A 24,831-nucleotide genomic window follows, 5' to 3' on the forward strand; every position below is an offset into this window, starting at 1 on the left:
GCGCCGAAACCCTTACCACCCTTGCCTTTTAGATGAACCGTTGTTCTCAAAAGCGGGTGCAAAATAAGGGAGTATTTTTGGAAGAACCAAATCGTAAGACAAAGTTTTTTGAGGCCTTTTTCCTTCGCTGTAGCTTAGGTACTGATTTGATGATGCTTGTGGCAGATGTTAAAATGTGTTATGAAGTAATTCCTCCACGAAGATGCGATGAATACGAAAGGGCTTCTGTGTAGATGTGGTGCTTTGATGGTGTAAAAATGGCTGGTAAGGGGTAGCGTCGTACCTGAATCAGGGTAAACTCATAGTAAAGTCATACTAAACTCGAAGTAAACTCATAGTAAATTCGATCGTAGTTGACTTTAATACGACTTAAATATGTATTAAATGTGGTGGAAGTGTGGGTGTAGAACTTGAAGGGTAGAATGGTGGGGTGAAAGAATGAGAATGAAAAAGGCTCCCGGGTGGGAGCCTTGGTATTAATTAAATCAATGTCATTAGCTTTTAATGATGATGTCCTTCACAACACTTCTTCTTTTGAGTCGAACTACACTCCTCATCTTTCTGTTCGTCCACTTCAAAACCTATTTTTTCAAAAGCCTTAACCAGATTTTCTTTATTCGTTTTATCCTCGCGATACTTAACCGTTACTGTTTGCCCTTCGAAATCTACATTCAAATCCTTCACACCTTTCTCAAAAGGAATGTTCTTTGTTATTTTATTAACGCAGCTTTGGCAGTCCATTTCAACGTTGTAGGTTACCTCGCTTACCTTTTTATTTTTGTCGTCGGCATATGTATTTAATACAACCAATGCCATCACAATTAATACAATTACTTTTTTCATGATTTATAATTTAAAATTTAATTACTCTTCTCTGTCTATTGAAAAACGAAGACCAAAATAAAAACGTCGTCCCATTATTGGTCCCCAAATTAATGAACTATCAAAACTATCTCCGAACGGATCCTCTCCTGCTATTATTGGATCTTCCTGTTTAAATCCACCAAGATTTTCAACGCCGGCATATATATTCCACTTTCGGAAATACTTTGTTATTTGCGTGTTGACGATTTGATAGGATTCAAAAGAATCAGGACGTTGATAATCGGGCTGGTTTGAAGCCGTTGATGGAACACGTCCTTTTCCATTAAACTGCGTAGTGAGATCAAATTGCCATTTTTTTAGCGGTGTCGAATAAGATAAGTTCACCAGCCCTTTAGCTCTACTCATCAAAGGACGATCCCTTAGCTCTCCATCGTAAGTAACTTTCACATCGTTAAAACGCCATGCAGCCACCATGTCTAATCCACGCACCAGCTCATATTTACCTTCTATCTGATAATTATTGGCGTAAGATTTACCATCCAGATTATAAAAGGAGACAGCATCTACACTTTGATCAATATCTGTAATCAGTTGATTTTGAAAATCGGTACGATAATACTCTGCATTCAAGGTTAATTCACGACCTGCAATGTTAATATACTGCGTAATGTTAGCTCCATAATTCCAGGCTTCCTCCTGGTCGATATCACTTGCAATATTAATTTGTCGTGAACTGGCTAGCAGATAACTATTTTCGGCCAGCACATTAGGCGTTCGATAGCCTTTACCTGCCGAAGCCCTTAAAATAGTATTTGGTGTAAGGTTATACTTGACGTGTAAACGAGGCGTTACCAATGTACCAAAATCATTATGAAAATCAATGCGACCACCGGCAATAACAGTCAACTTATCAGGTATATTATAAGTATACTGAAAGAAAGCTCCGGGAACAAACTCTTCCCGATTTAAATTCTGAACATCGCCCGGGTCTTGAAAATTCATCAATAATACTTCATCAAACTCATCAGATTGAAAACTTATTCCTGTACTAAACTTATTGTTTTCGTTCGAAATAAATGATTGAAAAATAAGGTTCGCATAAAATGAACGTTGTTCGGCATCATACTGCTTGCGACCATAAAAGGAATTCTGCTCATGGTAAGCATAGTTAGCCACTAACGCCAGACTGGTGAAATCATCATCAAACACGTATCCTACTTTATAAAATCCTTCGTAACGCCGTGTATCAATATTGATTCCGTATATTTGATTGGCCCCACCAATGTTCTGATCAGCTGGCTTTGAACCATCAAACCCCATTTGACCACCCAAACGATTTTCATCTAACACCTTAAAACCAAATTGCGTGGTAAAACCATTGTGGTTATTATAGCTCCAACGGTTCATCAGGTTTAATTGCTTTAACAACGGTTCATCTCTAAAACCGTCATTATTGTCATCGGTTTCGTTTTGGTCTTGCGAATAATGTGCTAAAATAGCTGTCGACCATTTATCGTTTAAATGGATCGAGCCATTGATATTGTTCTCCCATCGTCCGGTATGATTCCCCATCACATTCAGAAAAAACTTCTCTGAATTCTCAGGGCGCTTGTAATCAACATTAATCTGACCGGTTAATGCCTCATATCCATTGATAACCGTTGATGTCCCTTTTGAAATCTGAATTGACGACATCCAGGCGCCAGGAATATAGTTTAGACCATACAAAGTTGCTAAACCTCTGAAGTTTGGAATGTTCTCTGTCATCATTTGAACATAATTGCCTGACAAGCCTAACAACTGAATTTGCTTTGCTCCTGTTGCAGCATCGGAATAGGACACATCAACCGAAGCATTGGTTTCGAAGCTTTCGCTCAGGTTACAACAGGCCGCCTTACAAAGCTCAGCCCCGGTAATGTTTACTTTAGTCATCGGATCAAGACGCGACATATGTGAACCAGCCTTTTTGCCGGCTACTACCACCTCATCCAATTCATCACTTTGCAATACAACTTCAAAATATTCCTGTTCGCCAACCAATAATGTATCAGGTTTATACCCAATATAACTAATTACCAGCTGCTGGTTACCTCTTTTCTGTTCAATTATAAAAGCTCCATTGAAGTCAGTAACAGTACCCGTTTGTGTATTGGCCCAATACACATTAGCTCCTACCAAGCCAGTTAACTTATTCTTTTCTTTGGCCTTTACAACACCAGATATTTCCTTATTCGCCTGCGAGTAGGCCGAAATACCAGTAATAAACAATAGTATTAAAACTATAGAATTACGACTCATCTTTAAATGATTTTAAATCGCTACAGGTTGATGCCTGTAGAAACACACTTTAATTTAAAAGAAAACTTATGCCGATGACGAATCAAATGCGAAAGCTATCACACGATTCACTTCATTCGAGCGGTGATTCTGTTTCGGCATTTAACCAATGCGACAAGCAAAAATCCTATCAATCATTTTGTTACACATTTGGTTTTAAAACAGAGGTAGGTCGATGCAGCTCAAACTCAACATGTAGTTTAAGATGTCATCAACAGATTTAAAATCATAAAAGAAAAACGCAGTTCAGCTCTGGCGAGGGCTCGTCAGGAATTTTCTGAAGCACGTCTAAATAAAGTTGTGTTGGTAATGTAATATCAGACGCCCAATGGGACACTAAAGTCGTATGTGAAAACAAATCGACCGAAGCTGCCTCAATCTTGAATTTAACTTGAGCGGTCTGTCCTTCGATGGAAGCCTTTTTAAACTGATGCTGGCAGCTTTCGTCCTGATGTTGATTGTGAACATGTTGTCCCGATAACTCTTGACATGATTGACATGCACTATTGACACATGAACAATTATCACAAGCATGGTGATGCTCATGAGCTGTTGTGATGATCCTGGTAATGGTTTCATTTTCATCACAACCATTGCAATGATGTTGAAATATATGAACCCCCAAAACAGATGGCAATATGGCCATCATTAAGAAAATGCTCACTGCTTTATATTTCAGCTTAAAAGATTTCATCGCCCACAAAGGAAACAAATCTCTTACATCCTCGCAAAATTTTAACAACTGATTTACATCACGCTACTCAGCAGATTCGCCATCCCAACCACTAATTCGTGCTAAAATCCACCACATTGCATAAGCCTTTCGATTTGAAGTAATGTGTTGTTCGGTATGCGAACCAAATTCAACATCTCCGCCTGGCGCATGTTTATTTTCGTAGTAATGAACACCTAATTGATGTGCATTTTGCCAATCTTTATAAAAATTACCATCATACGCCGTTGAACTACCATCATCGCCGGCATCTTCCCAGTAATTATCTTCCATGCAATGCGTATCAATACTATAGTAATCGAGGCACATGTAATTATTAGCATTGCAATAATCAGTAATCAGCTTAGCTTGTTCTTTAGGATTACCATCTCCAGTGTTAGAACCCCTGTTAGCATGTCCTGTCATAAATATAAAAACCACTGCATTTTTGCGCAGGCCATCTCCATCACCAATCTTTGAGCCTCCAACACCATATTCATCAATTAAGGTTTTCATGCCGGGTAAATAATTGCCCTCAACATCGTGACCTGCAATGTTGCACCACGACCACATCACCACATTTACATCTGCATTATCTTTATCATCCAGATAATTACGAGTAGCTTGTATAAAAGCTGTTTCATCGCGACTAAGATCAACTGCTCTTTTCCCTGGTTCAGCATAGTTTTCTAAGGTACAATCATCAAAATCAAGTTTATTTTCTTCCGGAGCATCAATTGTGATGGCAAATAATTCTGCATCTCCATCTTTATAATCAGGTAATCCATATAAACCACGGCTAACATGCGTTCCATGCGAAGTATGCTGATAGGCAATGTGCAGATTCTGACGAGCTATATCAATGTATTTTTGTGGAATCGAACGTAGAACATCCTCTTTCGCAACGGAGAAGTCTGCAACAAACAGGGTTCCTTCAATTTCTTTAACAGCAAATGACTCTTCAACTACTTCTTCCGTAATTTCACTTTGTTGCTTTTCAGGCTCACTCTTATCATCACTACTACAAGCACCTAAGAACGCCACTACTTCTAACATAAACACACTTACCAATATCATTTTCATAATTATACGATTTTTGGAGAAGATATTTAAGAAATGATCAATAGTCAAGAGTGCAATAGAACATTCGGCAATTACAACTACTTTTGCCCTATGGCAAATTTGTTCGTTTATAACCCTACCTGCGACATGGCAGTGGAGAATGGCACCAATAGTTTTATGCCTTCCCGGTTTCTGTCAAAATTTGAAAGCGACATAAGTCCGCTAATGGCTTTGTTAGCCAACGAAGAGAATTATATACTGAACGAAAATCCAATTTCGGAATCTTTTATCGAGTTTTGGAAAAAAAATGGCATTCCACTTCCTACTTTCATTAAAACTAATGAGCTTAGTAATATATCAGCTGATAATATCATCCCCTGGGGGTGGAGCCAGGTGATTGTGGCCAAATTTGCGAAGCAGCTTAACACAGACAAGCAACCACCTATTTTTTTTGAGGGAAATGATTACAGGAATTTCTTTAGCCGGCAAACAAGCCTTCAGCTTTGTGTAGAATTATGCAAAAGAAAGCTACCCGCGTTTGTTTCAATTCCTACATTACCGCAAACTATTTCGAGTTATTCAGATGTTCATACTTTATTTAGCCATCACCCTGATGGTATAGTATTAAAAACGCTGTGGAGCTCGTCGGGAAGAGGCCTTACTTTTATCAGAAATAACAAGCAACTGCAAAATGCAGGCAATTGGATAAATGCCCAACTTAAAAAGCATGGCTCTTTAATTATTGAACCCATTTATAATAAAGTACAAGATGCGTCGTTACAATTCAACATTACAAAGTCCGGCGATTACGAATTCTTAGGGCTGAACTATTTTGATGCCGATCAACAAGGTCATTTTAACAAAGAATACTTTCATATCCCCGAGCAAATAATTGAACAACTGCCTTCGAACGATGCATGGATTAACCAAACTGCAAATTTCATAATTGAGAGCATGCAAACCTTAAAGCTTCATAAAAATTATTTTGGCCCAATAGGGATTGATGTCATGTTTATTAAAAGCGAAACTGGAGACATTAAATTCTATCCTTTGGTCGAGGCCAACTTAAGATGCAATATGGGGCTTATTAACCTTCACCTTAAAAAAAGAATTGCGGCCAAGACTTCAGGAACCTGGCAAATCGACCAATTCAAGGAAGGTGAAGCTCCTGCATTTTACGATGCTCAAACAACTAAACATCCGTTAATCATTAAAAACGGAAAAATCACTAAAGGTTTTTTTCCATTAACGCCGTTCGAAAACAACACCCGATTTGCCGCCTGGGGCATCGTTTATTAACTACTACTTAACAGTAACTTTGCATTCACCATTTACCTTTGCTTCATGTTTAAACGTGAGCAATTTGGCGATAACTTCAAGTGGGGCGTCACCATTAGTGCTTTTCAGAATGAAGGCGCTGCAAAAGCAGACGGGAAAGGTCCTTCCATATGGGATACCTTCACCGATAAGCCCGATAATATTAATAACGGCGATATTATTGGTGAAGCATCTGATTTTTACAATCGATATGAAGAAGACATAACTCTGGCCAGACAACTAGGCATGGATGTTTTTCGTTTTTCGATTAGCTGGGCAAGAATATTGCCTTACGGAAGAGGCAAAATCAACCAGGCCGGTATTGATTTTTACCATCGTGTTATTGATTGCTGCCTCAACAATAATTTAACACCCTACATCACTTTATATCATTGGGATTTACCTCAGGCCCTTGAAGACAAAGGAGGCTGGACCAATCGCGAAATAATCGACTGGTTTATTGATTACGTTGAGATTTGCACAAAAGCCTTTGGTGATAAAGTATACAATTGGATAGTGATGAATGAACCCATGAGTTTTACCGGCCTTGGTTACTTTATGGGTTACCATGCTCCTTCGCGTAAGGGTATCAACCATTTTTTAAAAGCTGCCCATTATACTGTTTTGTGCATGGCACAGGGCGGAGCCAAAATCCGAAGTTTACAGCCTCAAGCTAATATAGGCGTAGCTTTGTCATGCTCATACATCAAGCCTGTTAACCAGCTCCCTAAACACCGACGCGCTGCTAAGCGCATCGAGGCCATGCTTAATCGTTTTTATCTGGAACCATTATTAGGCCTTGGTTACCCAAGCGATGTGATGCCAGCATTAAAAATCATTAAGTCATTTTTTAAGAATGGTGATGAACAGCTAATGGCATTCGATTTTGATTTTATTGGCATACAATATTATTTCCGTGTGGTGGCCAGGCATAGTCTGACGCCGCCCGTTCTTTTTGCCAACGAAATACCGCCGACAGTGCGAAAGGCCAATCTAAACACCATGAACCTGGACGTTTACCCCAAAGGATTATATAAATTGTTGAAATTTTACAGCTCTTATCCACAAATAAAAAAGCTGATAATAAGCGAGAGTGGTGTTTGTTACCCCGACTTTTTGGTGAAAGACCACGTTTATGATGTTCGACGCATGAAGTACCACCAGAAAATGCTCAAACAAGTTCGTAAAGCACAGGATAAAGGCATCCACGTCACTGGCTATTTTGTATGGACCCTGGTTGATAATTTTGAATGGAAAGAAGGCTTTGAACCCCGATTTGGTTTGGTACATGTTGATTTTGAAACACAAGAGCGCACCATTAAGTATTCGGGCCAGTGGTTTCAAAGTTTTTTAACTAAAAAAGCCTCCAAAAAATAATGGAGGCTCCTATCTGTAAATTCACACTGTATTATTTCTTAAAAAGCAAGAGTGCCGAATAAGTGGCTACTCCCTGATCGGAATGACCACTGAACTTGACATCAATCAAATTCTCAGTGGTAATGCCTTCTTTTTCGATAAACTCATTAATTTGTGCATCCAACGACTGGTCAAAATCATCTGTCCCTGTATATTGAAAATGCTTTGTCAAAATATTACTCATAACACCTAGTTTTTAAATTCTACATCATTTTCCTTCTCCTACGTTAGAGTGCTATTTAAGATACAAAAACATTTTCATTTTTTGACGAAAAGCCCAATTACTTACTGCTGTAGCTCCATCCAATTTATAAACGCATTAAATGCACTTTGATGATCGCCGACCCAAAGCAGTACATCCGGATTATATTTTGCGCTACATATAAAATAAGCAAAGGCCTCGGCATGACCCGCCTGGTGCAGCTGGGTGAAAAAATCAACATACTGAATATCAAAAAAATCCATTTCACCCGTTTGTTCCTCACTCAACATAGCAAACAAAGCCCGCGTTTGACTCACCAGTTTATTGGGTTCTTCAGGGTTATTAATGGCTGCTTCACGAGCAATGGCATTTAGTTTCGATTCAGCCACCTCCAAGCCCGAAACCACAGAATGCTTACTCACCTTCTTTGGCTGCTTAGCTCTCTGCACCATGGCCACATGCCACCTTACCTGCAAATCATCCAGCAGCTCTTCTTTTTTCAGTTCATCGGTTTCAATCAACAAGCAATAATACAAAGGCAACATACTTTTCAGCACCTCGTGTTGCTGTTTTTTAATCGACGACAACATTAAGTGACTTGGAATATGGTTACGATTCATCTGCAAGCATTTGACCAATGACTGTTCGGCCAGTTCATCTTCATTGAGCAGCTCGTAACTTTCGGCCATATTGTAATGCAACAAATATTCATTGGGGTATTGCTTCAAGGCCTTTTTATATTCACGCACAGCCTGTTTAGCATTTCCTTTTTCATTTAATACCGCTCCGTATATCAATAGTGCATCGAGCCAGAAATCATTTTCATCGGCCAATACATTGCGACTATAGTGCAAGGCTTCATCATAATCGTTAATAGCTAAATAGGTATATGCTAATTCATAATGCGCCTCCATGCATTTTTTATCAAAGGCAATGGCTTGCTTAAATTTACTGATGGCATCCTGATACAAATCGTGACTGTACAAGGTTTGTCCTTGCTTTATCAGCTTCTCCACTTCTGTCTTTTCCTGGGCCTGCACATTTAAAAAGCCCATCAATAACAACACTGCTAAATATCTCATGCTGTAATGATAGACTTTTATTCCTTATCCATCAAACATTTTCAATAAGCGGAAGTTGTTTAACGCTTGTTAACATCCCTATTTTCCTTCTTTCAAATACCTTTTTCCTGTTCAGAACTATCTTTTACAGGCTCCGTGCTACAAAGATGAAGCTCCGAGCCGCAATTTTGGAGCTCAGAGCTGCAATTTTAGGGCTCAGAGCTGCAATTTTGGGGCTCTGAACCGGAAAAATGGTGCTCAGAACCCCTTTTTTGATGCTTTAAGCTCCATTTTTGTATTTCAGAAGTGCATTTTATCTTAATTCATCTCCAACGTTTTTAACACCGCTTCTACTTCGCGCATATAAATGGCTTTATTGGGTTTTGCAGGAGCATAAACATAACCACTCACCATCAACAGACGATTGTTATCTTTATCCTGATAGAAGTAATCAACAAATGGTCCACCCATAAAATCGCCTTGTACTTTCCAAAGGCCCCGTAACTCGGTCCACTGTCGGTTGGCAAAAGTTGACTGACGCACCGAAACCGGAAACTGCTCTTCGGTAGCCATAAAGGAACCTTTGGCCTCACCTGGTACTTGTTTTCGAAGCAGGTTATTGCGAAAGCGTATTAGCGATTGCGAATTAAATTCCCCTAATGAGTCCAGCGGGTATTGATAAACAAAGATGCCTAGCTGACTGCCTAAACGCTGCGAACCCAACCACGAGAATTGTCCATTAAATTTCTTTAACCTAAAACCTTTAGGAAAATACATTTTAAACGGATACACACTATCCACATGCAATACAGCTTCTGGCTCGTAAACAGTGTGATAGGACTCGGCCATGGCACTGATATCGCCATTGTGAAAAAAACCTTTGATGGTTGACCACTTTTGTTCAAGCAGGCCATTTAATTCATCGGGGGAACGAGCTATTACTTTTGCCACATGTTGATTTTGTGCCCACTCTTGTCGACGATACTCTACCCTGTTGGTACGCTCATTGTCACGAATAGAAATCATCAACACATTTCGGTAGGTTCTGAAATGACGTTCAAACTGCTCATAGGCAATACGCGTTTTTTTAAACAAGGTCTCGCCCTGTGGCAAAGCCGGAAATTCATCATCCAATAAAACTTTTAGTACCTTGCCGGTGGCCGCATTCCAATACTGATCTTCAATCACCACCAGTAATTCTCCAGGAGAACCAATGGCCCGGGGCTTAAAATTAGATGGCCTGTCGGCACATGCAGCAACCGCAATAATTGTGATAACTACAACAATGGCTAATAACCAAACTCTGTTACTAATGGTGTTTATATAGTTTTTCATGACTTACGTTTTAAGGTTTAATGAAATGGCAAAACGACATCGATTAAGGCTCTTATAATCGCTCAATCTTTAGGCACGGATGAAACAATACATTACGAGCCCAACCGATGTCGATTCTATATATAGATTGGTTTGAAGAGTTATTGCAATACAAAGTTGACCGGAATAGTATAAGATACGCGCACCGCCTTATCGCGCTGACGTCCTGGTGACCATTGCGGCATGTTGTTAACAACTCGTAATGCTTCAGCTGATAAATTCTTATCCGGACTTCGAGCCACTTTAGCTTCTACTACATTACCCTGTTCATCAACTACAAATGAAATATACACGCGACCTGAAATGCCAGCTTCGGCACAAATAACAGGGTACTTTACACTACTGGCCACATACTTTAATAAGGCAGCTTGTCCACCAGGAAATTCTGGCATATGCTCGACATGAACAAACGTTACCGGCGCTTCATCCTTTTCGGCTGGCAATTCAGGAATTTCAAATGTATCATCGGCTATATCTGTACTAAAATCAGGTATGTCTTCTATTACCTTATCTGTATTTTCAACTATTTCTATCATTTCAATAGCTACAGGTTTTGGCAACTCCTTTTTAGGCTCTTCATGAGTTGTAGATGGTATCATCTCTATTTCCTCCACATAGCCCTCATCAATATCTACATGTGCCATGCCTTTGGCTGGTGCTCCCCATTCGAAAGCTGCCAATGAGGCGCCTAATGCCACGATTAAACCTATCTGAAAAAAGATGCTTCGTTTCCGTTCTAAATCGGCGTGTTTATATTTTTTTGCTTTCATGACGCTATATTTTATGAGGTTATTACTGTTAGTTGCTAACTATATCCCAAGCAGCGTTCCACAATTGCTTCTTCCTTATAAAAACTTTCACACACTCAATACAGACCACTGAAACACTACCACTTACCGTCACTAATTTTATTGTAACCAACTATTGTAGTCAATTATTGAGGCGAGATTATTCGCCCTGCTGGGCGAAAACGCACCTGCGCATTACACAAAATCGCACAACAAAGCCGATGTTCCAGTTTTTCGTTTTCATTTCGAAGTTTGCAGGGTCGTTCTGGAGACATCGGCTTTTATTCTGAAAAATGACAGAGAACGTTTTCTCTGCTAAAGGATTTTAAACTATTTTGTCATCATACGCTAATACATTCGTTAAACATGGCTGCTATTGCAGCTTAAATCTCACCGGAACCGTAAAGGACACCTTAACAGGTCTTCCTCTTTGCTTTCCTGGTTTCCATTTGGGCAATGTTTTTACCACCCTAACAGCTTCTCTTTCCAGATTTGGGTCGGTTCCCTGATAAGCTTTTACATTAATCACCTCTCCTTTCTCATTAATAACAAATGAAACATTAACTCTTCCTTCGATACCATTCTCCTGACAGATAACCGGATACTTCACATTTTTATTAATATAACCGAGTAATGCTGCCTCTCCTCCGGGAAACTCTGGCATATGTTCCACAACCATAAAAATCTGTTCCTCGGTATCTTCCTCTGGCATTTCAAACTCCGATAAATCCACTTCAAGGTCTTCATCCATCTCGGTGTCTTCAATCTCCAACTCTTCGTCCAACTCAACATCATCTTCTACAATTTGCAGAATATCTGTTGCCTTGGGCGGAGGAGGTGGTGGAGGTGGCTTAATTTCTTCCTGCCTGGTGATGGGCGGCGCTTCTTCTTCAAGCACTTCTTCATCCACCATAGCAAGCACATTTTGCTTAGCATCTTTGTTACTCCATTCAAAAGCAACCAAAACAGCACCAAGCGTCAATATCATACCAATTTGAAAAAACACACCACGTTTGCGTTCTAAATCGGCTTTTTTGCTCTTTTTTACTTCCATAGGCTTAATTTTTGAGGTTTAACGAGAATTATGTCTTGCTCCTATAAACCCAAGTAGTGTACCAGAAAGAAAAAACAAAGAAAACCTCAACCTACTCAACTACTACAAACCCCTCATAATGTACTACTTAAAATTCAGCTTAAAAACTTCAGCTTATACTGCGGACATAATCTTACTGTTATATATTCGCGCCCAGGTGGGCGAAAACAGTAAGCTTATCAATACACCTATTCTCCTCAAAAAGATTAATTTTGTGGCTGAAACGAATCAATATTACAACAAGCGAAATGCCAACAAGCGATTTCAACTTTGCACATAGCAATGCACTAACAAATGCCTTAAATCAATTTGTTAAAAACATGGATAGCGCCTGTTTTAAACTGATTGTTGTAAATGAACAGGGACTGATTACGCATTTATATGGTAATCTGGTATTTTCAAAGAAATTCCAATTAAAGAAAGCTCAAAATTGGTTGATGATTGCCGAACGAATTAAATGGGAGAAACCCAATGAGCAGGGAATGATCACTCTAGGCAATTCTGTTTATAATCTTGTTAAATACCAAAATAGAAGTAAAAATTTTGTCCACCAGATTTTCCTGATATCATCAATCGACATTGATTATCCCTGGTTACAAATGGCGCTTGCCGCCATAGACACCAGCATTAATGCCGAGATAAAAGATGTGAGCATGCAAAAGCAAATGGACGATACGCACCAGTTTACTTTTGCAATGATGAATGCCCTAAAGGTGGGTGTTATATCTGTTAGTACCAGAGGAAACATCAAATACGCTAACAACCAGGCGTGCCAGTGGATAAACATCAGGAGACGTGAGCTGTTGAAAATTCCAATTAAGAATCTGATTCCAAACTGGAATAACATCTATCAACTGGTAAGCTCAGGCGAGAAATTCCTTAATGAAGAGATTGCCATTAATACGGCCGACCGTAAAGCAAAATTCAATGTCACCGTTACCCCTATTCTTGACCAGGAAAATGTAAAACTTATTGGTTTAGTGATTGCCATCCGAGAGTTGGAGAATGTTTACCACCTCGTGAATAAATACACTGGCATGCAGGCTCGCTTTACCTTTAAAGACATCATTGCCAAAAGCCAGCAAATGCGTAAGCTGGTTGATTATGCCCAGAATATTTCAGATAGTCCATCAACCATTTTGATTGAGGCAGAAAGCGGAACGGGAAAGGAAGTATTTGCACAAAGCATACACAATGCCAGTAGTCGACACGACAAAGGCTTTGTGGCCATTAACTGTGCCGCCATTAGCGACAATCTTATTGAAAGTGAACTTTTCGGCTATGATGATGGGGCATTTACAGGAGCAAAAAAAGGCGGTCATCCAGGTAAATTTGAGCTGGCCAATGGCGGCACACTATTTCTGGACGAAGTGGGAGATATGAAACCAGAGGTTCAGGTTAAATTACTAAGAGCTATCCAGGAAAGTGCCATTACTCGTGTTGGTGGTGAAAAAACCATTCCTGTGGATGTAAGAATAATTGCAGCTACCAATAAAAATCTGAAAACTGAAGTTGACAAAGGTAATTTCAGGTTAGACTTATATTATCGTTTAAGTGTTATTCCATTAAAGATTCCTGCTTTGCGTGATCGCATGGAGGATTTACCTTCACTCATTCGCTTCTTCCTCAACAAAAAATCGGTTCGCCTTCAGAAAGAAGTCCCTCAGATTCGTTACTCAACACTTCAGCAATTTTTGGATTATGATTGGCCGGGCAATATTCGCGAATTAGAGAATGCTATTGAGCAATATGTCATTCTCGATGGAGAAATATCATTTGAAAATCTTAAGAAGGAAGCACGGTCTACTTCACCAAAACCTGCCTTAACAAATAGTGAAACCTCGGCTCAAAATGAAATCCTGACTTCTGTTAAAGAAATGGAACGAGATCTAATCATCCGAACACTTCGACATTTTAACAACAACATGACACACTCGGCCCAATCACTTGGCTTGAGCAGAAATACGCTTTATCTAAAACTCAAAAAGTACAATATAGGGCTAACATAAATCATCTGTCCTATTTTGCAACACTGTCATGTTTCATGACACCACTTCGAGCTTAGTGTATTTTTTTAGTACACTAAATTATTGACTCTCTTCTCCTATTAAAGAAATAAATCTGTAAATCATAGAATTTCAGCGTTTAAGCATTTTTGGCAAGCACCTTGAAACAAAGCCATTAAAATGCGGAACATGGAATCAAAAGCAAATCACAAAATTCTTATTTGCCTTGGCAGCTCATGCCACTCAAGGGGAAATGCCGAAAACCTGAAAGCCATTCAGGATTTTCTAAAAGAACGTAAGATTGATTCACAAATTGATTTCAGAGGCCACTTATGCAATGACATGTGTAAAAGAGGGCCTGTGATTGAAATTGATGAGATAGAATATGAAGGAGTTACTCAAAGTAACCTTCCTTCTATATTAAGTCACCATTTCAATTAGATGCCATGCCTTTAAAACCAATTTACACTGAAACCAACGACTGCAAAGATTGCTATAAATGCATTCGTGAATGTCCGACAAAAGCAATAAAAGTAACTGACAATAGGGCTTCGGTTATTGATGAACTATGCATTTACTGTGGGCATTGCGTAGCCATTTGCCCATCGGGAGCTAAAAAAGTACGTGATGGCATTTCAAGAGCCAAGCAACTCATAAAAGACAGAAAAGAGGTCTACGTATCGTTAGCCCCTTCATTTGTTGCTGAGTATGGCACTACAACCCAACCATTATTAAACGCTCTTGAACAACTTGGTTTTAAAGGCATATCAGAGACAGCTATTGGTGCTCAGGAGGTGTCTAAACAAATTGCTCAGTACCTGAAAGTTCGACAAAACGGAACCTATATATCATCAGCTTGTCCCGTTGTTGTTGAGCTTATTAGAAAATATTATCCTCAACACACGATGGCCATCACACCATATATGTCACCAATGCTGACCCACGCCCGTATGCTAAAACATTGGTATGGCGATGAAATCGGTGTTGTTTTTATTGGTCCATGCATCGCTAAAAAATCAGAAGCCGATGCCTCCGACTTAGTTGACGTATCCCTTACGTTCAAGGAGCTAAGCGAGTGGTTTAAGCAAGAAGATATTCAAATTGAAGACACAGAAACAGTTGGCGAATCAGGTTTTGTCCCCTATCAGGCTCGCGACGGTGTTATCTACCCTCTGGATGGTGGCATGGTAGAAACCATTAAGCGAGAAAACAATAGTGGTGAAAGCACTTTTATGAGTTTTACTGGGCAAAAGATGGTTCGAAATGTATTGGACAACCTGGAACAGTATGGCAAAGACAGTCCGCTATTCTTAGAACTACTTGCCTGTGAAACAGGCTGTTTGAACGGACCAGGAATGAGCAACCAGGAAAACATTGCCGGTAAACACTTAAACATACGCAATAGTTTTGTGTGCCGAACACAAACAACCGAAAGCTGCATTAAAGAAGAACAGGTCTTTAACATTGAGCGCGATTTCTTCAATATAAATACGGTTGAAACTAAACAATTTAATGCTGAAGATGTAAAAGAAGCATTGCACAGCATTGGCAAAACAAGCGTTGCCGATGAATTAAACTGCAGTGGTTGTGGATACGACACTTGCCGCGATTTTGCACAAGCACTACTATCAGGTAATGCCGAAACGGCTATGTGCGTATCTTATATGCGAATGGTAGCTCACCACAAAGCAACTATTTTACTGCAAAAGATTCCATCTGGCGTGGTAATCATCGATGATGAATACAAAGTGGTGGAGATGAATGCCAGCTTTGCCCGCTTAATGGGTACTGAAACGGAGTTATGCTTCGAGGCTAACCCGGGCATGCGTGGTGCCGAACTAAATAAACTAGGTTCTTTTGCAAAATTATTTAAAACAGCACTCATAACGGGTAAAGAATACTACGAATTATCTGTGACAGAAAATGAGCAAAAACTTCAGCTATCTATTTTCAACATACAAAAGCACAAACTGGTAACAGGTATTATTCAAAGTGCCCATCAACCTGAATTTAGAAAGGATATTGTTGAGAAACGCACGCGCGATGTAATTAAGAAGAACATGGAGACGGTTCAGAAAATAGCCTTCTTATTGGGTGAAAATGCATCGTACACCGACTCTTTGTTGAACTCAATATTAGACGCTCAAAACCAAGAGAATGCATAACAGGCATTTTTATATAGAGGCAGAATTATGCCAGGAATGTAAGGCACTGGAAAATGTGTGTGGTGATTCATGCGAATCTCGAAAAATTAAAGAGGAAGATCGTTTAATAACCGTTCTATCTGACGGTTTGGGCTCTGGTGTCAAAGCCAACATACTAGCCACCATGACTACCAGTATGGCTCTACAGTTCACCGCTAAGAACGACCCTCTTGAACATACATCAAACTTTATAATGAAGACGCTCCCTGTTGATTCGAAGCGCCAGATAAGCTACTCAACATTTAGCATCTTGGATATTAACTGCGAAGGCGACGCTTGCATTGTTGAGTTTGACAATCCACCAGTGTTAATCTACAGAAATGGTGATTTCATTGATTTACAGCGTGAAATTAAAACCATTAATCGCCCCGACAGCATAGCTGCTGATGTACATTATTCGAACATCAAATTACAAAAAGAGGATCGTATCATTATGGTCTCTGATGGTATTACACAATCGGGCATGGGCACCAGCAAGATGCCTTTTGGCTGGGGTAGTGATGGTCTGAAAACATTTATCAAAGAAAACATCAAGCAAAACCCTAATATATCGGCTCGACAATTAGCCAGAAAAATTATGCAACGGGCTAAGGCCAACGATGCTGACCAATTTAAAGACGATTCCACCTGCCAGGTTATCTATTGTCGAGAACCTCGCAAAATGGTGCTAGCTTCAGGCCCTCCATATTATAAAAACTACGATGCGGTTTTGGCTGATCGTGTTGATAACTTTAGAGGAAAGAAAGTTATCTGCGGAGGAACCACGTCAAAAATTATCTCACGTGAGTTGGATCGGCAGATTCATATCGAGCTTAATAATTACAATCCTGAATTGCCGCCTGTAGCTGAGATGGAAGGCATCGATTTGATAACTGAAGGTATTTTAACGCTAGGCAAAGTATCATCATTACTTGAGCAACTAAATACCAATACCATTAACGGCGATGGTCCGGCTGAACAAATGGTGAAGCTTCTACTAAACAGTGATTCCATTTTAATTTTAGCAGGTACGCAAATCAATAATGCACACCAGGATCCTAACTTACCTGTAGAGCTGGAGATTAGACGAAATATTGTAAAAAAAATCGCCAATCTACTGGAAGGAAAATTCTTAAAAACCATTGAAATAGAATATTTATAACCCTATAACATGCTTAATCCAATCAAATATAAAGTTCAGATATGCTGTGGCACCATGTGCTATATCATGGGCGGTGCCGAACTGCATTTGCTTAATGACAGCCTGCCTTTTCAACTAAAAGACAAGGTAAGCATTGAAGGTATTCCTTGCTTTGGAAGATGCGACTCGAACGAAAAAATTCACCCTTGCGTTCTAATCAATGGTGAAGAACTGGATAATGCAACAACTCAAAAAATCATAAAAAAACTACTAACACTCGAAGATAATGACCTATTATAACAATGCTGTTATAACCAAACGTGAATTACTTGTACGATTAATTCAACTGCTCGACAACGATTCTTTATTAGATAAAATCGACCGCATACCGGTGGAGATGCGCCCGCGCACCAACTCACCTATTCGATGCTGTGTACACAAAGATCGGGCTGTAATTAAGTACAAAATCATGGCTTTGCTCGGCTTTAACATTGCCGATGAAGAAGATGAACTAACACCATTGAAAGAATACGCTGTGCAGGCGTTAGAAGGCTATACACAAAATGGCAATTTCTTAACCGTGGTTGATGAAGCATGTAGTTCATGCGTGCAAGTTAATTACACCGTGAGTAATCTTTGCCAGGGTTGCGAAGGTCGTCCGTGCCAGGTAAACTGCCCTAAAGATGCCATTATGGTAATTAATGGCAAGGCCAACATCGACCATCAAAAATGCGTCAACTGTGGTATTTGTCAAAAAGCTTGCCCCTTCCATGCCATTGCTTATTTACCGGTTCCTTGCGAAGAATCGTGCCCGGTGAAAGCTATTCGTAAAAATGAAGATGGTATTGAAGAGATAGATTTTGAAAAGTGCATTCATTGTGGCAAATGCATGACTGCTTGCCCATTTGGAGCTATATCTGAGAAGTCACAAATTCTAAATCTTTTTTATAACATTAAGCACCAGAAAGAAAAAACAGTAGCAATGGTGGCACCTGCCATACTAAGCCAGTTTAAGGCCAGTGCATCACAGATATTGAGCAGCATAAAAGCTATTGGTTTTGATGAAGTGATGGAAGTGGCCGAGGGCGCCAATATGACCACCGACCATGAAACCAATGAATTATTAGAACGATTGGATGAAGGGGCCAGGTTTATGACCACATCATGCTGCCCTTCATACATTGAGTTTACAGAAAAACATGCAACTGAGTTAAAACCATACGTAAGCGACACCCCTTCGCCAATGGCTTATACAGCCCAACTGGCCAAGGAACGTTATCCTGATCACAAAGCGGTTTTTATTGGTCCTTGCCTGGCCAAACGAACCGAAGCCTACAAAAATCCCAACGTGGATTATGTCATCACAACCGAAGAGTTAGGCGCTTTATTTGCGGCATTAAAAATTGATTTTGCCACTAACAATGACGACTCGGTGGTGGCTGAAATCGTAAGGCCCGAAAGCCGTGGCTATGCCTCATCGGGTGGCGTTACAAATGCGATTAAAACGGCATTATCAACTGAACACAATATTGAAACTGAATTAATTGACGGCATTGACAAGAAGAATATTCGTTTGTTAAAATCATTGCCCAAGAAGAAAAGCACTGATGCTTCATTTTATGAAGTGATGGCTTGCGAAAATGGGTGCATCAATGGTCCGGTTAATGTTTCACCGCTTAAAGTGAGTCAAAACAACCTGAAAAAAGCCATGCGCGAAATTGAACAAAAACAAACTGTTGAAGAAATAAATGCATAAGCGACTGGACGATTGCTAACGAGCAACACTAAACCCATTCGATTATTTTTTATACATTCCTTTTGGTTATAAAGCCCATTCGGTTTCCACATGCCGGATGGGCTTTTTCATTGATGATTTATGATATGGAGATGAAGAGATGTTAGATTTAAGCGCAAGAAGCAGCTTCAACGGAACATCAAACGAACACTCGACTGAAAGGAAAAGTTGGCGGGAGATGCCAATCAAATATATCAATTTTGGTCCTATTTTGCATTACAATAGGTAAGTCATGCCTATTCTCATATCATAGTCCTCTAGCCGGACAGGCTTTTCATTTTTGCCTTAATGCAAAAACGAAACAAAAAAATCAAGGCTAACTGCAAAAAACATTGATATTATTACTGTTACTAACTTCGGCCGGGTGATCTTCGAACAAGTTCTCAGCTTCCCGGTCTCACTAAGCAACATTAGAAATATCAATCCTTTTTTTGCCGTAGGCCAGCAGAGTCAGCGTAATCAAAAATCATTACCCACTAAAGATTATACAGAGCCTCAGTTTTTCAATTCGACAGTTTACCAGTTCCTCAACTGAGCTACCACCCTATTGTTTTACTGACCTATCAACCTAAACACCTATTCTCCCAACCCTTTTGTTATTTCAATTCCAAACTTCTTAATTTTTCGTTTTAAGGCATCACGACTTATGCCCAGTAAAGTAGCAGCACGCGTTTGATTAAAGTCAGTTTCTTTTAAAGCGGCTTCAATCAACTGCATCTCGTTTTCGTCCAAGTTTAAATTACCATTTATTGCATGTGCAGCATTGGAAGTATCCTCTCCTCGTAGTGGAAAATCCTCAGGTAACAGACTCGTATTATCCGATAATATCATCGCCCGCTCCACCATATTTCTCAGCTCACGCACATTACCCGGAAAACGATAACTCTTCAATTTATTAACCAAAGCCATTGATATTTGAGGTGCTTTCTTGCCTTTCTTCTTTGCAATACTTGTTACAAAATGTTCTAGTAATGGTCGCAAATCTTCAGGTCTTTCGCGCAATGGAGGAATATTAATCTCAATGGTATTGATACGATGAAATAAATCAATGCGAAACTGCTTTTCATTGATGAGTTCTTCAATATTTTTGTTAGTGGCGGAAATGATGCGCACATCAACGGGAATTTCCTTATTACTACCAACCCGCTTTATGCGGTTTTCTTCAATGGCACGCAGCAATTTAGCCTGAAGAGCATAGGGCATATCAGCAATCTCATCTAAAAACAAGGTTCCTTTATTAGCCAGTTCGAAATAACCCTTTTTTTCATCACGAGCATCGGTAAAAGCTCCTTTAACATGCCCAAAAAACTCACTTTCGAGCAACGACTCAGGAATGGCCGAGCTGTTGACCGGTGCAAACACCTGTTTTTTGCGCGGACTTCCAAAGTGAATGATGCGCGAAATGATTTCTTTACCCGTTCCGTTTTCACCTGTCACGAGCACATTGACATCGCCATCTTCAGCTGCTTTCAGCGCCATTTTCAGCACTGTTTTAATCTGCTTACTCTCGCCCACAAAATCTTTCTCAATCATGCCTTCCAACTCTTTTGATACGAGAACACCTCTGTTCTCAGCCGCTTCCAGTTTCGATTGCATCATCAGAAATTTCTCAGTACGCTCAATGGCCAGTTGAATGTCCATGATTTGAAAGGGTTTACGAATAAAATCAGAGGCCCCTTGACGCATGGCTTCTATCACCATGTCCATATCACCATAACCACTAATCATGATGATTTCCAGGTTAGGATATTCTGCCTTTACTTTTTTTAGGATATCCAGCCCATTCATGCCTGGCAGCATCACATCCAAAATCAATACGCCCGGTCGCTCCTTTTCCAGTATAGCAAAACCATCATTGGGCGTATTGGCTGTAAAAACCTTAAATTTTCGTTTCTCAAGGTGATATTTTAGTTTCTCGGTAATTCTGGATTCATCATCCAGTATGAGTACTTTTAAGTCGTTCATTCGTTCTTGGTTTCTATAAATTTTCGGCTAATGGTAATATTACCAGCATCGATGTTCCTTTTCCTGATTGGCTTTCAACTTCTATTCGCCCCCGCATTTCTTTGATGAGACTATAGGAAATGGACAAGCCCAATCCGGTTCCTTTACCCAGCTGCTTGCTTGTCACAAAAGGCAAGAAAATATCTGTTTTACGATTTTGCGAGATACCAACGCCATTATCTTTTATCTTTAAATACACATTTTCGTTCTGGTAATACGTTGAGATTTCAACTTTCATTTTTAATTCCGGCTCTGTTAATCTTCGTTCTTCAACCGCATCTTTGGCATTGGACAATAAATTATGAATGACCTGTTCAAGCTTATGCGGATTACCCAACACGCACGGCAAATTATCCGACAAATCCATCGATAAATGAATGTGGTGATTAGCATACTGACTTCCAATCATCGATGATGCTGCTTTGACACATTCGCTCACATCGAATTCCTCCTCTACTTCATCTTTTTGTCCACTACTAAAAATACGAATATGGTCAACTATCTGTCGCACGCGCACAATATCCTCAAATATTTCGTTAACCGATTTATTGAGAAAACCCTTATCTGCATTTTCTTCCTCCAACTCATACTTAATGCTTTCGGCTGATAAGGAAATGTTTTGTACGGGTTGATTAATTTCGTGGGCAATACCAGCGGCCAACTCTCCCAGTGATGTCAAGCTGCTCTGGTGCATAATAATTTGCTGCTGTTCTTCCTGTTTTTTCAATGCTTCTGCAATACGCCGTTCCAGGTTTTTATTTTCCTGCCCTTTGAGGTAATATCGATAATAGGTGACGAAAACAAGGATAGAAATTATCAGAATCGTAAAGCCAAAAGATAAGCGCCAACGGATAAGGTTTTCCTTTTCCAGCTCAAGCAAGTAGTTTTTATTCTTTGTCTGAAGAATTTCATTCTCGCGTTTTTTCTCCTCTAAAGCCTGAAGCGCCATGGCATCAACAAAATTGGTAATGTTTTCTTCCATCACCATTGTCTCTGACAAATCAGAATATTGAATACGGTACTCATAGGCTTTCCGAAAATTCCCTAAGGCCTCATAGGCTTCAGATAGTACTAGATAATTATCGCGAAGCAATTCATTGGCTTCTGCTAGTTTAGCCAAACGCACACTTTTATTATAACTTCTAATGGCAGAATGGTATTTCTTCTGTTTCGCATCAATCATCCCAATGCGCATCAAACTCATGGCCGCTTCCCAATGACCATTTTGTTCTATCTGCATTTTTAATGCATCCTGATAGTACAGTTGCGCCTGCTGCAACTCTCCCATTGAGTAGTAGGTGTTGGCAATATTGCTCAATACTATTGATATATTCCGCTCGTCGCCACGCTCTTCTAATATTTGTTGCATGCGCGTAAAATAAATCAAGGCCGTATCAAACTCCTTCTGAAAAAAGTAGATCTGCCCTATCTGATCCAATAAACGAATCATCTCCCCTTTTGATTCATCTCCTTCTCCTTCTTCCACAATCTTCAGGGCTCCTTCATAGTAATACAAAGCTTTCGAATAGTCGGTGATGTTTTTATAAACATCAGCCATCTTTTTATAAGTCTCGGCCACATTGTGCCAATCTTTGTCTTTAATGTAAAGATTGAGTGAGCGCTTAAAACTCTTTAAAGCCTTCTCTGACTGGTTTAATCGAAAGTAGGTCGATGACAGAGTTGACATACTTTGGTTATCGCCAATAGAACGATAGGCAGACAATGACTTTCGATATGAATCTTTTAGGCGCTCATAGTCATTAGTGAAGTAATATCCCATCCCCAGATTAGTATAAGCCTCTGCTTTTCCCCGTTTATCATCAATACGAATGGCTAACTGCAGTGCCTGTTCTGCATATCTAATGGCTTTCTGCGGATCGTCATACATTTTAAGCTTAGAAAGTTTATTATTAATCTGCACCTTTTCTTTGTTCGATGCATTCTTGAGTTTTTCAAGCATATCGCGCTCTGTTTCTTCCTGGCTCCATGATTGGTGAGGCAAGACAAAACAAAGCAGCAGTACAATCATTGGAAGAAAAATCGACTTTAAACTACTCATGTGCTTACAGAAAGATAAATGTATGTCGTTTAAAAGTAGAAAAGATTTTTCAATCTAATGCCTGAAGCAACTAAAAGTTTAGGCAAACGCCGGTTACTTCCTGTTTCACAATTATTAACACAGCGATTTTTATCATGTTTTTTTCAGTGCTATTGTCATTGTTTCAGATTTGTCGGGGATATATTTTTGCCGTGATTTTATCAACTACATTATTAAAGGGAACAGAATGAAAAGATGTTTATTAATAGCATTCATAGCTATTATAAGCTTGCAGTTAGGTGCTCAAGGTACACTAAGTATAGATGGAGGTATCACATCGAATTACCTGGCTCATGGTCGTACTCTCAGTAACAACCAGTCATGTTATCAACCTGGTGTGTATTACACAATTGAGAAAGGACCTACTATAATGGCATGGTTCAGTATTCCAACAGATAGATATTTGTCTGCCTTAGACGAATATGATATTATTGTAGATCATAGTGTTAATTTATTTGATGCCGAACAAAACTGGAATATCAACGTACATGGCTATGTCAATTATTGGTTTCTTCCTGAGAATCACGAATCGGATAAACAAGATTATTACCAAGGCATGAAATATAATGCTGGTATTCATCTTCCCGTTTTGGTTTCTGAAAACTCAGGTTTAAAAATAACAACTGGCTACGATTTCTATTACTACCACCAGTTAGGTCGTGATATGGACATTAGAGCAGCCGGCATTCATGAATTTTTAATAAAATTTAACAAAACATATAAAAAGGTAAGTTTAGAGGCTAAGTCAGTGATTAGCAACAATCGAGGAGCAGTTAGCAATGCTATCGACCCGGGATGGGGATTCTTTTCCCAACATTTGTCATGTTCGGTTGACTTGAAGGTGATAACTTTGTCAAGTAGCGTTAATTATCAAAGAACTTTAGACGCATTAATACCAACAGGCATGGATAAAAACCTTATGTGGTTCTCATTTAATGTTGGTAAGAGTTTTAGTTTGTAATTTCTTTTCATACCTAGCAAAGGTTAGGTTAATAATGGTGATAAAGGTGTAGAGTTGGTTCTGGCGAACCAACTCTATTTTTTTGCCCACACCTGTGCCACCAATTTTTGCAAGAAATCGCGTGAGTAGTAATCATCATCGACTATGACACCATCATAAACAATAATGTCCAAATCAATCTCGCGTGGGCCAAATTTAGGACGACTTCTATCCCGCCCCAGCTTATCTTCAATACGCTTTAGTGCTTGTTTTAAATTCGATTCTAATAGCTCCACTTGCATCAGTACTACACTATTGGAAAAATCATTCTGATTAGTGATGCCAATTGGTTTTGTTTCCAATACCTCCGACTCCTTTAGAACTTCACCAAGGGCTTTCAACTCACTAATAGCTTTCGGAATGTTCACATCAGCTTTGATGTTTGAGCCCAACCCTATAACAACTTGCACACCCATA

At 39.5% G+C, this 24,831-nt stretch carries 21 protein-coding genes; 9 read left to right on the forward strand and 12 right to left on the reverse strand.

Annotated features, from left to right (window positions below; genetic code table 11):
- Positions 1 to 501 precede the first annotated feature (501 nt).
- From J1N10_RS17500 to J1N10_RS17515, 4 genes are all read right to left on the reverse strand, one after another.
- Positions 502 to 843 carry a heavy-metal-associated domain-containing protein gene (locus J1N10_RS17500; protein WP_262328030.1) on the reverse strand — a complete coding sequence of 114 codons (342 nt, stop codon included), beginning with the start codon at positions 841 to 843 and terminating at the stop codon, positions 502 to 504.
- Between the two features lie 21 nt (positions 844 to 864).
- The gene (locus J1N10_RS17505) at positions 865 to 3,123 is read right to left on the reverse strand and encodes a TonB-dependent receptor (protein ID WP_262328031.1); all 2,259 of its coding nucleotides are present in this window, start codon (positions 3,121 to 3,123) and stop codon (positions 865 to 867) included.
- Positions 3,124 to 3,388: 265 nt separating this feature from the next.
- Positions 3,389 to 3,826, reverse strand: a complete 438-nt coding sequence (locus tag J1N10_RS17510; RefSeq protein WP_262328032.1) for a hypothetical protein — start codon at positions 3,824 to 3,826, stop codon at positions 3,389 to 3,391.
- Between the two features lie 93 nt (positions 3,827 to 3,919).
- Entirely contained in the window at positions 3,920 to 4,957 is a 1,038-nt protein-coding gene (locus tag J1N10_RS17515) for a hypothetical protein (protein ID WP_262328033.1), read from the reverse strand.
- Positions 4,958 to 5,047: 90 nt separating this feature from the next.
- Between J1N10_RS17515 and J1N10_RS17520 the strand changes: the two genes are divergently transcribed.
- Together J1N10_RS17520 and J1N10_RS17525 are read left to right on the forward strand one after the other, a co-directional pair.
- A complete protein-coding gene (locus J1N10_RS17520; RefSeq protein ID WP_262328034.1) occupies positions 5,048 to 6,235 on the forward strand; it encodes a hypothetical protein in 1,188 nt (395 codons plus the stop codon).
- Between the two features lie 45 nt (positions 6,236 to 6,280).
- Entirely contained in the window at positions 6,281 to 7,630 is a 1,350-nt protein-coding gene (locus J1N10_RS17525; RefSeq protein ID WP_262328035.1) for a GH1 family beta-glucosidase, read from the forward strand.
- 31 nt (positions 7,631 to 7,661) lie between these two features.
- Here the strand turns inward: J1N10_RS17525 and J1N10_RS17530 are convergent, their stop codons facing one another.
- The 5 genes from J1N10_RS17530 to J1N10_RS17550 all read right to left on the reverse strand — a co-directional run bounded on the left by J1N10_RS17530 (position 7,662) and on the right by J1N10_RS17550 (position 12,148).
- Positions 7,662 to 7,853 (reverse strand): hypothetical protein, encoded by a 192-nt coding sequence (locus J1N10_RS17530; RefSeq protein WP_262328036.1) that lies wholly within the window; start codon positions 7,851 to 7,853, stop codon positions 7,662 to 7,664.
- Positions 7,854 to 7,954: 101 nt separating this feature from the next.
- Entirely contained in the window at positions 7,955 to 8,953 is a 999-nt protein-coding gene (locus J1N10_RS17535) for a tetratricopeptide repeat protein (RefSeq protein ID WP_262328037.1), read from the reverse strand.
- 297 nt (positions 8,954 to 9,250) lie between these two features.
- Positions 9,251 to 10,267, reverse strand: coding sequence for a DUF4837 family protein (locus J1N10_RS17540; protein ID WP_262328038.1), 1,017 nt, complete (start codon positions 10,265 to 10,267; stop codon positions 9,251 to 9,253).
- A 140-nt stretch (positions 10,268 to 10,407) separates the two neighbouring features.
- Positions 10,408 to 11,076, reverse strand: a complete 669-nt coding sequence (locus tag J1N10_RS17545; RefSeq protein WP_262328039.1) for an energy transducer TonB — start codon at positions 11,074 to 11,076, stop codon at positions 10,408 to 10,410.
- A 391-nt stretch (positions 11,077 to 11,467) separates the two neighbouring features.
- Positions 11,468 to 12,148 carry an energy transducer TonB gene (locus tag J1N10_RS17550; RefSeq protein WP_262328040.1) on the reverse strand — a complete coding sequence of 227 codons (681 nt, stop codon included), beginning with the start codon at positions 12,146 to 12,148 and terminating at the stop codon, positions 11,468 to 11,470.
- 251 nt (positions 12,149 to 12,399) lie between these two features.
- On the opposite strand from J1N10_RS17550, the gene J1N10_RS17555 reads away from it, so the two are divergent.
- The 6 genes from J1N10_RS17555 (at position 12,400) to J1N10_RS17580 (ending at position 19,273) form a co-directional block, all read left to right on the forward strand.
- Complete coding sequence (locus J1N10_RS17555) at positions 12,400 to 14,196, forward strand: sigma-54 interaction domain-containing protein (RefSeq protein WP_262328041.1); 1,797 nt, start codon at positions 12,400 to 12,402, stop codon at positions 14,194 to 14,196.
- A 186-nt stretch (positions 14,197 to 14,382) separates the two neighbouring features.
- On the forward strand, positions 14,383 to 14,634 hold the full coding sequence (locus J1N10_RS17560) for a (2Fe-2S) ferredoxin domain-containing protein (protein WP_262328042.1): 252 nt from the start codon (positions 14,383 to 14,385) through the stop codon (positions 14,632 to 14,634).
- Positions 14,635 to 14,639: 5 nt separating this feature from the next.
- Positions 14,640 to 16,358 (forward strand): [Fe-Fe] hydrogenase large subunit C-terminal domain-containing protein, encoded by a 1,719-nt coding sequence (locus J1N10_RS17565; protein WP_262328043.1) that lies wholly within the window; start codon positions 14,640 to 14,642, stop codon positions 16,356 to 16,358.
- Positions 16,351 to 17,538 carry a serine/threonine-protein phosphatase gene (locus J1N10_RS17570; protein ID WP_262328044.1) on the forward strand — a complete coding sequence of 396 codons (1,188 nt, stop codon included), beginning with the start codon at positions 16,351 to 16,353 and terminating at the stop codon, positions 17,536 to 17,538. Before J1N10_RS17565 ends, J1N10_RS17570 begins: the two co-directional genes overlap by 8 nt.
- Before the next feature lie 9 nt (positions 17,539 to 17,547).
- On the forward strand, positions 17,548 to 17,817 hold the full coding sequence (locus tag J1N10_RS17575) for an NAD(P)H-dependent oxidoreductase subunit E (protein ID WP_262328045.1): 270 nt from the start codon (positions 17,548 to 17,550) through the stop codon (positions 17,815 to 17,817).
- Positions 17,804 to 19,273, forward strand: coding sequence for a monomeric [FeFe] hydrogenase (locus J1N10_RS17580; RefSeq protein ID WP_262328046.1), 1,470 nt, complete (start codon positions 17,804 to 17,806; stop codon positions 19,271 to 19,273). The genes J1N10_RS17575 and J1N10_RS17580 overlap by 14 nt, the downstream gene beginning before the upstream one ends.
- A gap of 615 nt (positions 19,274 to 19,888) precedes the next feature.
- Here J1N10_RS17580 and J1N10_RS17585 read toward each other — a convergent pair.
- A complete protein-coding gene (locus J1N10_RS17585) occupies positions 19,889 to 21,277 on the reverse strand; it encodes a sigma-54-dependent transcriptional regulator (RefSeq protein ID WP_262328047.1) in 1,389 nt (462 codons plus the stop codon).
- Between the two features lie 13 nt (positions 21,278 to 21,290).
- Positions 21,291 to 23,375: a tetratricopeptide repeat protein gene (locus tag J1N10_RS17590; RefSeq protein ID WP_262328048.1), complete on the reverse strand. Its 2,085-nt coding sequence runs from the start codon at positions 23,373 to 23,375 to the stop codon at positions 21,291 to 21,293.
- Positions 23,376 to 23,601: 226 nt separating this feature from the next.
- On the opposite strand from J1N10_RS17590, the gene J1N10_RS17595 reads away from it, so the two are divergent.
- Complete coding sequence (locus tag J1N10_RS17595; RefSeq protein ID WP_262328049.1) at positions 23,602 to 24,375, forward strand: hypothetical protein; 774 nt, start codon at positions 23,602 to 23,604, stop codon at positions 24,373 to 24,375.
- Between the two features lie 74 nt (positions 24,376 to 24,449).
- Here the strand turns inward: J1N10_RS17595 and folK are convergent, their stop codons facing one another.
- Positions 24,450 to 24,830: a 2-amino-4-hydroxy-6-hydroxymethyldihydropteridine diphosphokinase gene (gene folK, locus J1N10_RS17600; RefSeq protein WP_262328050.1), complete on the reverse strand. Its 381-nt coding sequence runs from the start codon at positions 24,828 to 24,830 to the stop codon at positions 24,450 to 24,452.
- Position 24,831: the final 1 nt, after the last annotated feature.

Origin of the sequence: Carboxylicivirga litoralis, assembly GCF_025499605.1 — a bacterium.
GTDB lineage: Bacteria > Bacteroidota > Bacteroidia > Bacteroidales > Marinilabiliaceae > Carboxylicivirga > Carboxylicivirga litoralis.

What these genes read in the sequence shown, in the direction of transcription:
- J1N10_RS17500 (WP_262328030.1), bottom strand. Translation starts at nt 843, where the DNA reads ATGAAAAAAGTAATTGTATTAATTGTGATGGCATTGGTTGTATTAAAT.
- J1N10_RS17505 (WP_262328031.1), bottom strand. Translation starts at nt 3,123, where the DNA reads ATGAGTCGTAATTCTATAGTTTTAATACTATTGTTTATTACTGGTATT.
- J1N10_RS17515 (WP_262328033.1), bottom strand. Translation starts at nt 4,957, where the DNA reads ATGAAAATGATATTGGTAAGTGTGTTTATGTTAGAAGTAGTGGCGTTC.
- J1N10_RS17520 (WP_262328034.1), top strand. Translation starts at nt 5,048, where the DNA reads ATGGCAAATTTGTTCGTTTATAACCCTACCTGCGACATGGCAGTGGAG.
- J1N10_RS17525 (WP_262328035.1), top strand. Translation starts at nt 6,281, where the DNA reads ATGTTTAAACGTGAGCAATTTGGCGATAACTTCAAGTGGGGCGTCACC.
- J1N10_RS17530 (WP_262328036.1), bottom strand. Translation starts at nt 7,853, where the DNA reads ATGAGTAATATTTTGACAAAGCATTTTCAATATACAGGGACAGATGAT.
- J1N10_RS17535 (WP_262328037.1), bottom strand. Translation starts at nt 8,953, where the DNA reads ATGAGATATTTAGCAGTGTTGTTATTGATGGGCTTTTTAAATGTGCAG.
- J1N10_RS17540 (WP_262328038.1), bottom strand. Translation starts at nt 10,267, where the DNA reads ATGAAAAACTATATAAACACCATTAGTAACAGAGTTTGGTTATTAGCC.
- J1N10_RS17545 (WP_262328039.1), bottom strand. Translation starts at nt 11,076, where the DNA reads ATGAAAGCAAAAAAATATAAACACGCCGATTTAGAACGGAAACGAAGC.
- J1N10_RS17550 (WP_262328040.1), bottom strand. Translation starts at nt 12,148, where the DNA reads ATGGAAGTAAAAAAGAGCAAAAAAGCCGATTTAGAACGCAAACGTGGT.
- J1N10_RS17560 (WP_262328042.1), top strand. Translation starts at nt 14,383, where the DNA reads ATGGAATCAAAAGCAAATCACAAAATTCTTATTTGCCTTGGCAGCTCA.
- J1N10_RS17565 (WP_262328043.1), top strand. Translation starts at nt 14,640, where the DNA reads ATGCCTTTAAAACCAATTTACACTGAAACCAACGACTGCAAAGATTGC.
- J1N10_RS17570 (WP_262328044.1), top strand. Translation starts at nt 16,351, where the DNA reads ATGCATAACAGGCATTTTTATATAGAGGCAGAATTATGCCAGGAATGT.
- J1N10_RS17575 (WP_262328045.1), top strand. Translation starts at nt 17,548, where the DNA reads ATGCTTAATCCAATCAAATATAAAGTTCAGATATGCTGTGGCACCATG.
- J1N10_RS17580 (WP_262328046.1), top strand. Translation starts at nt 17,804, where the DNA reads ATGACCTATTATAACAATGCTGTTATAACCAAACGTGAATTACTTGTA.
- J1N10_RS17585 (WP_262328047.1), bottom strand. Translation starts at nt 21,277, where the DNA reads ATGAACGACTTAAAAGTACTCATACTGGATGATGAATCCAGAATTACC.
- J1N10_RS17590 (WP_262328048.1), bottom strand. Translation starts at nt 23,375, where the DNA reads ATGAGTAGTTTAAAGTCGATTTTTCTTCCAATGATTGTACTGCTGCTT.
- J1N10_RS17595 (WP_262328049.1), top strand. Translation starts at nt 23,602, where the DNA reads ATGAAAAGATGTTTATTAATAGCATTCATAGCTATTATAAGCTTGCAG.
- folK (WP_262328050.1), bottom strand. Translation starts at nt 24,830, where the DNA reads ATGGGTGTGCAAGTTGTTATAGGGTTGGGCTCAAACATCAAAGCTGAT.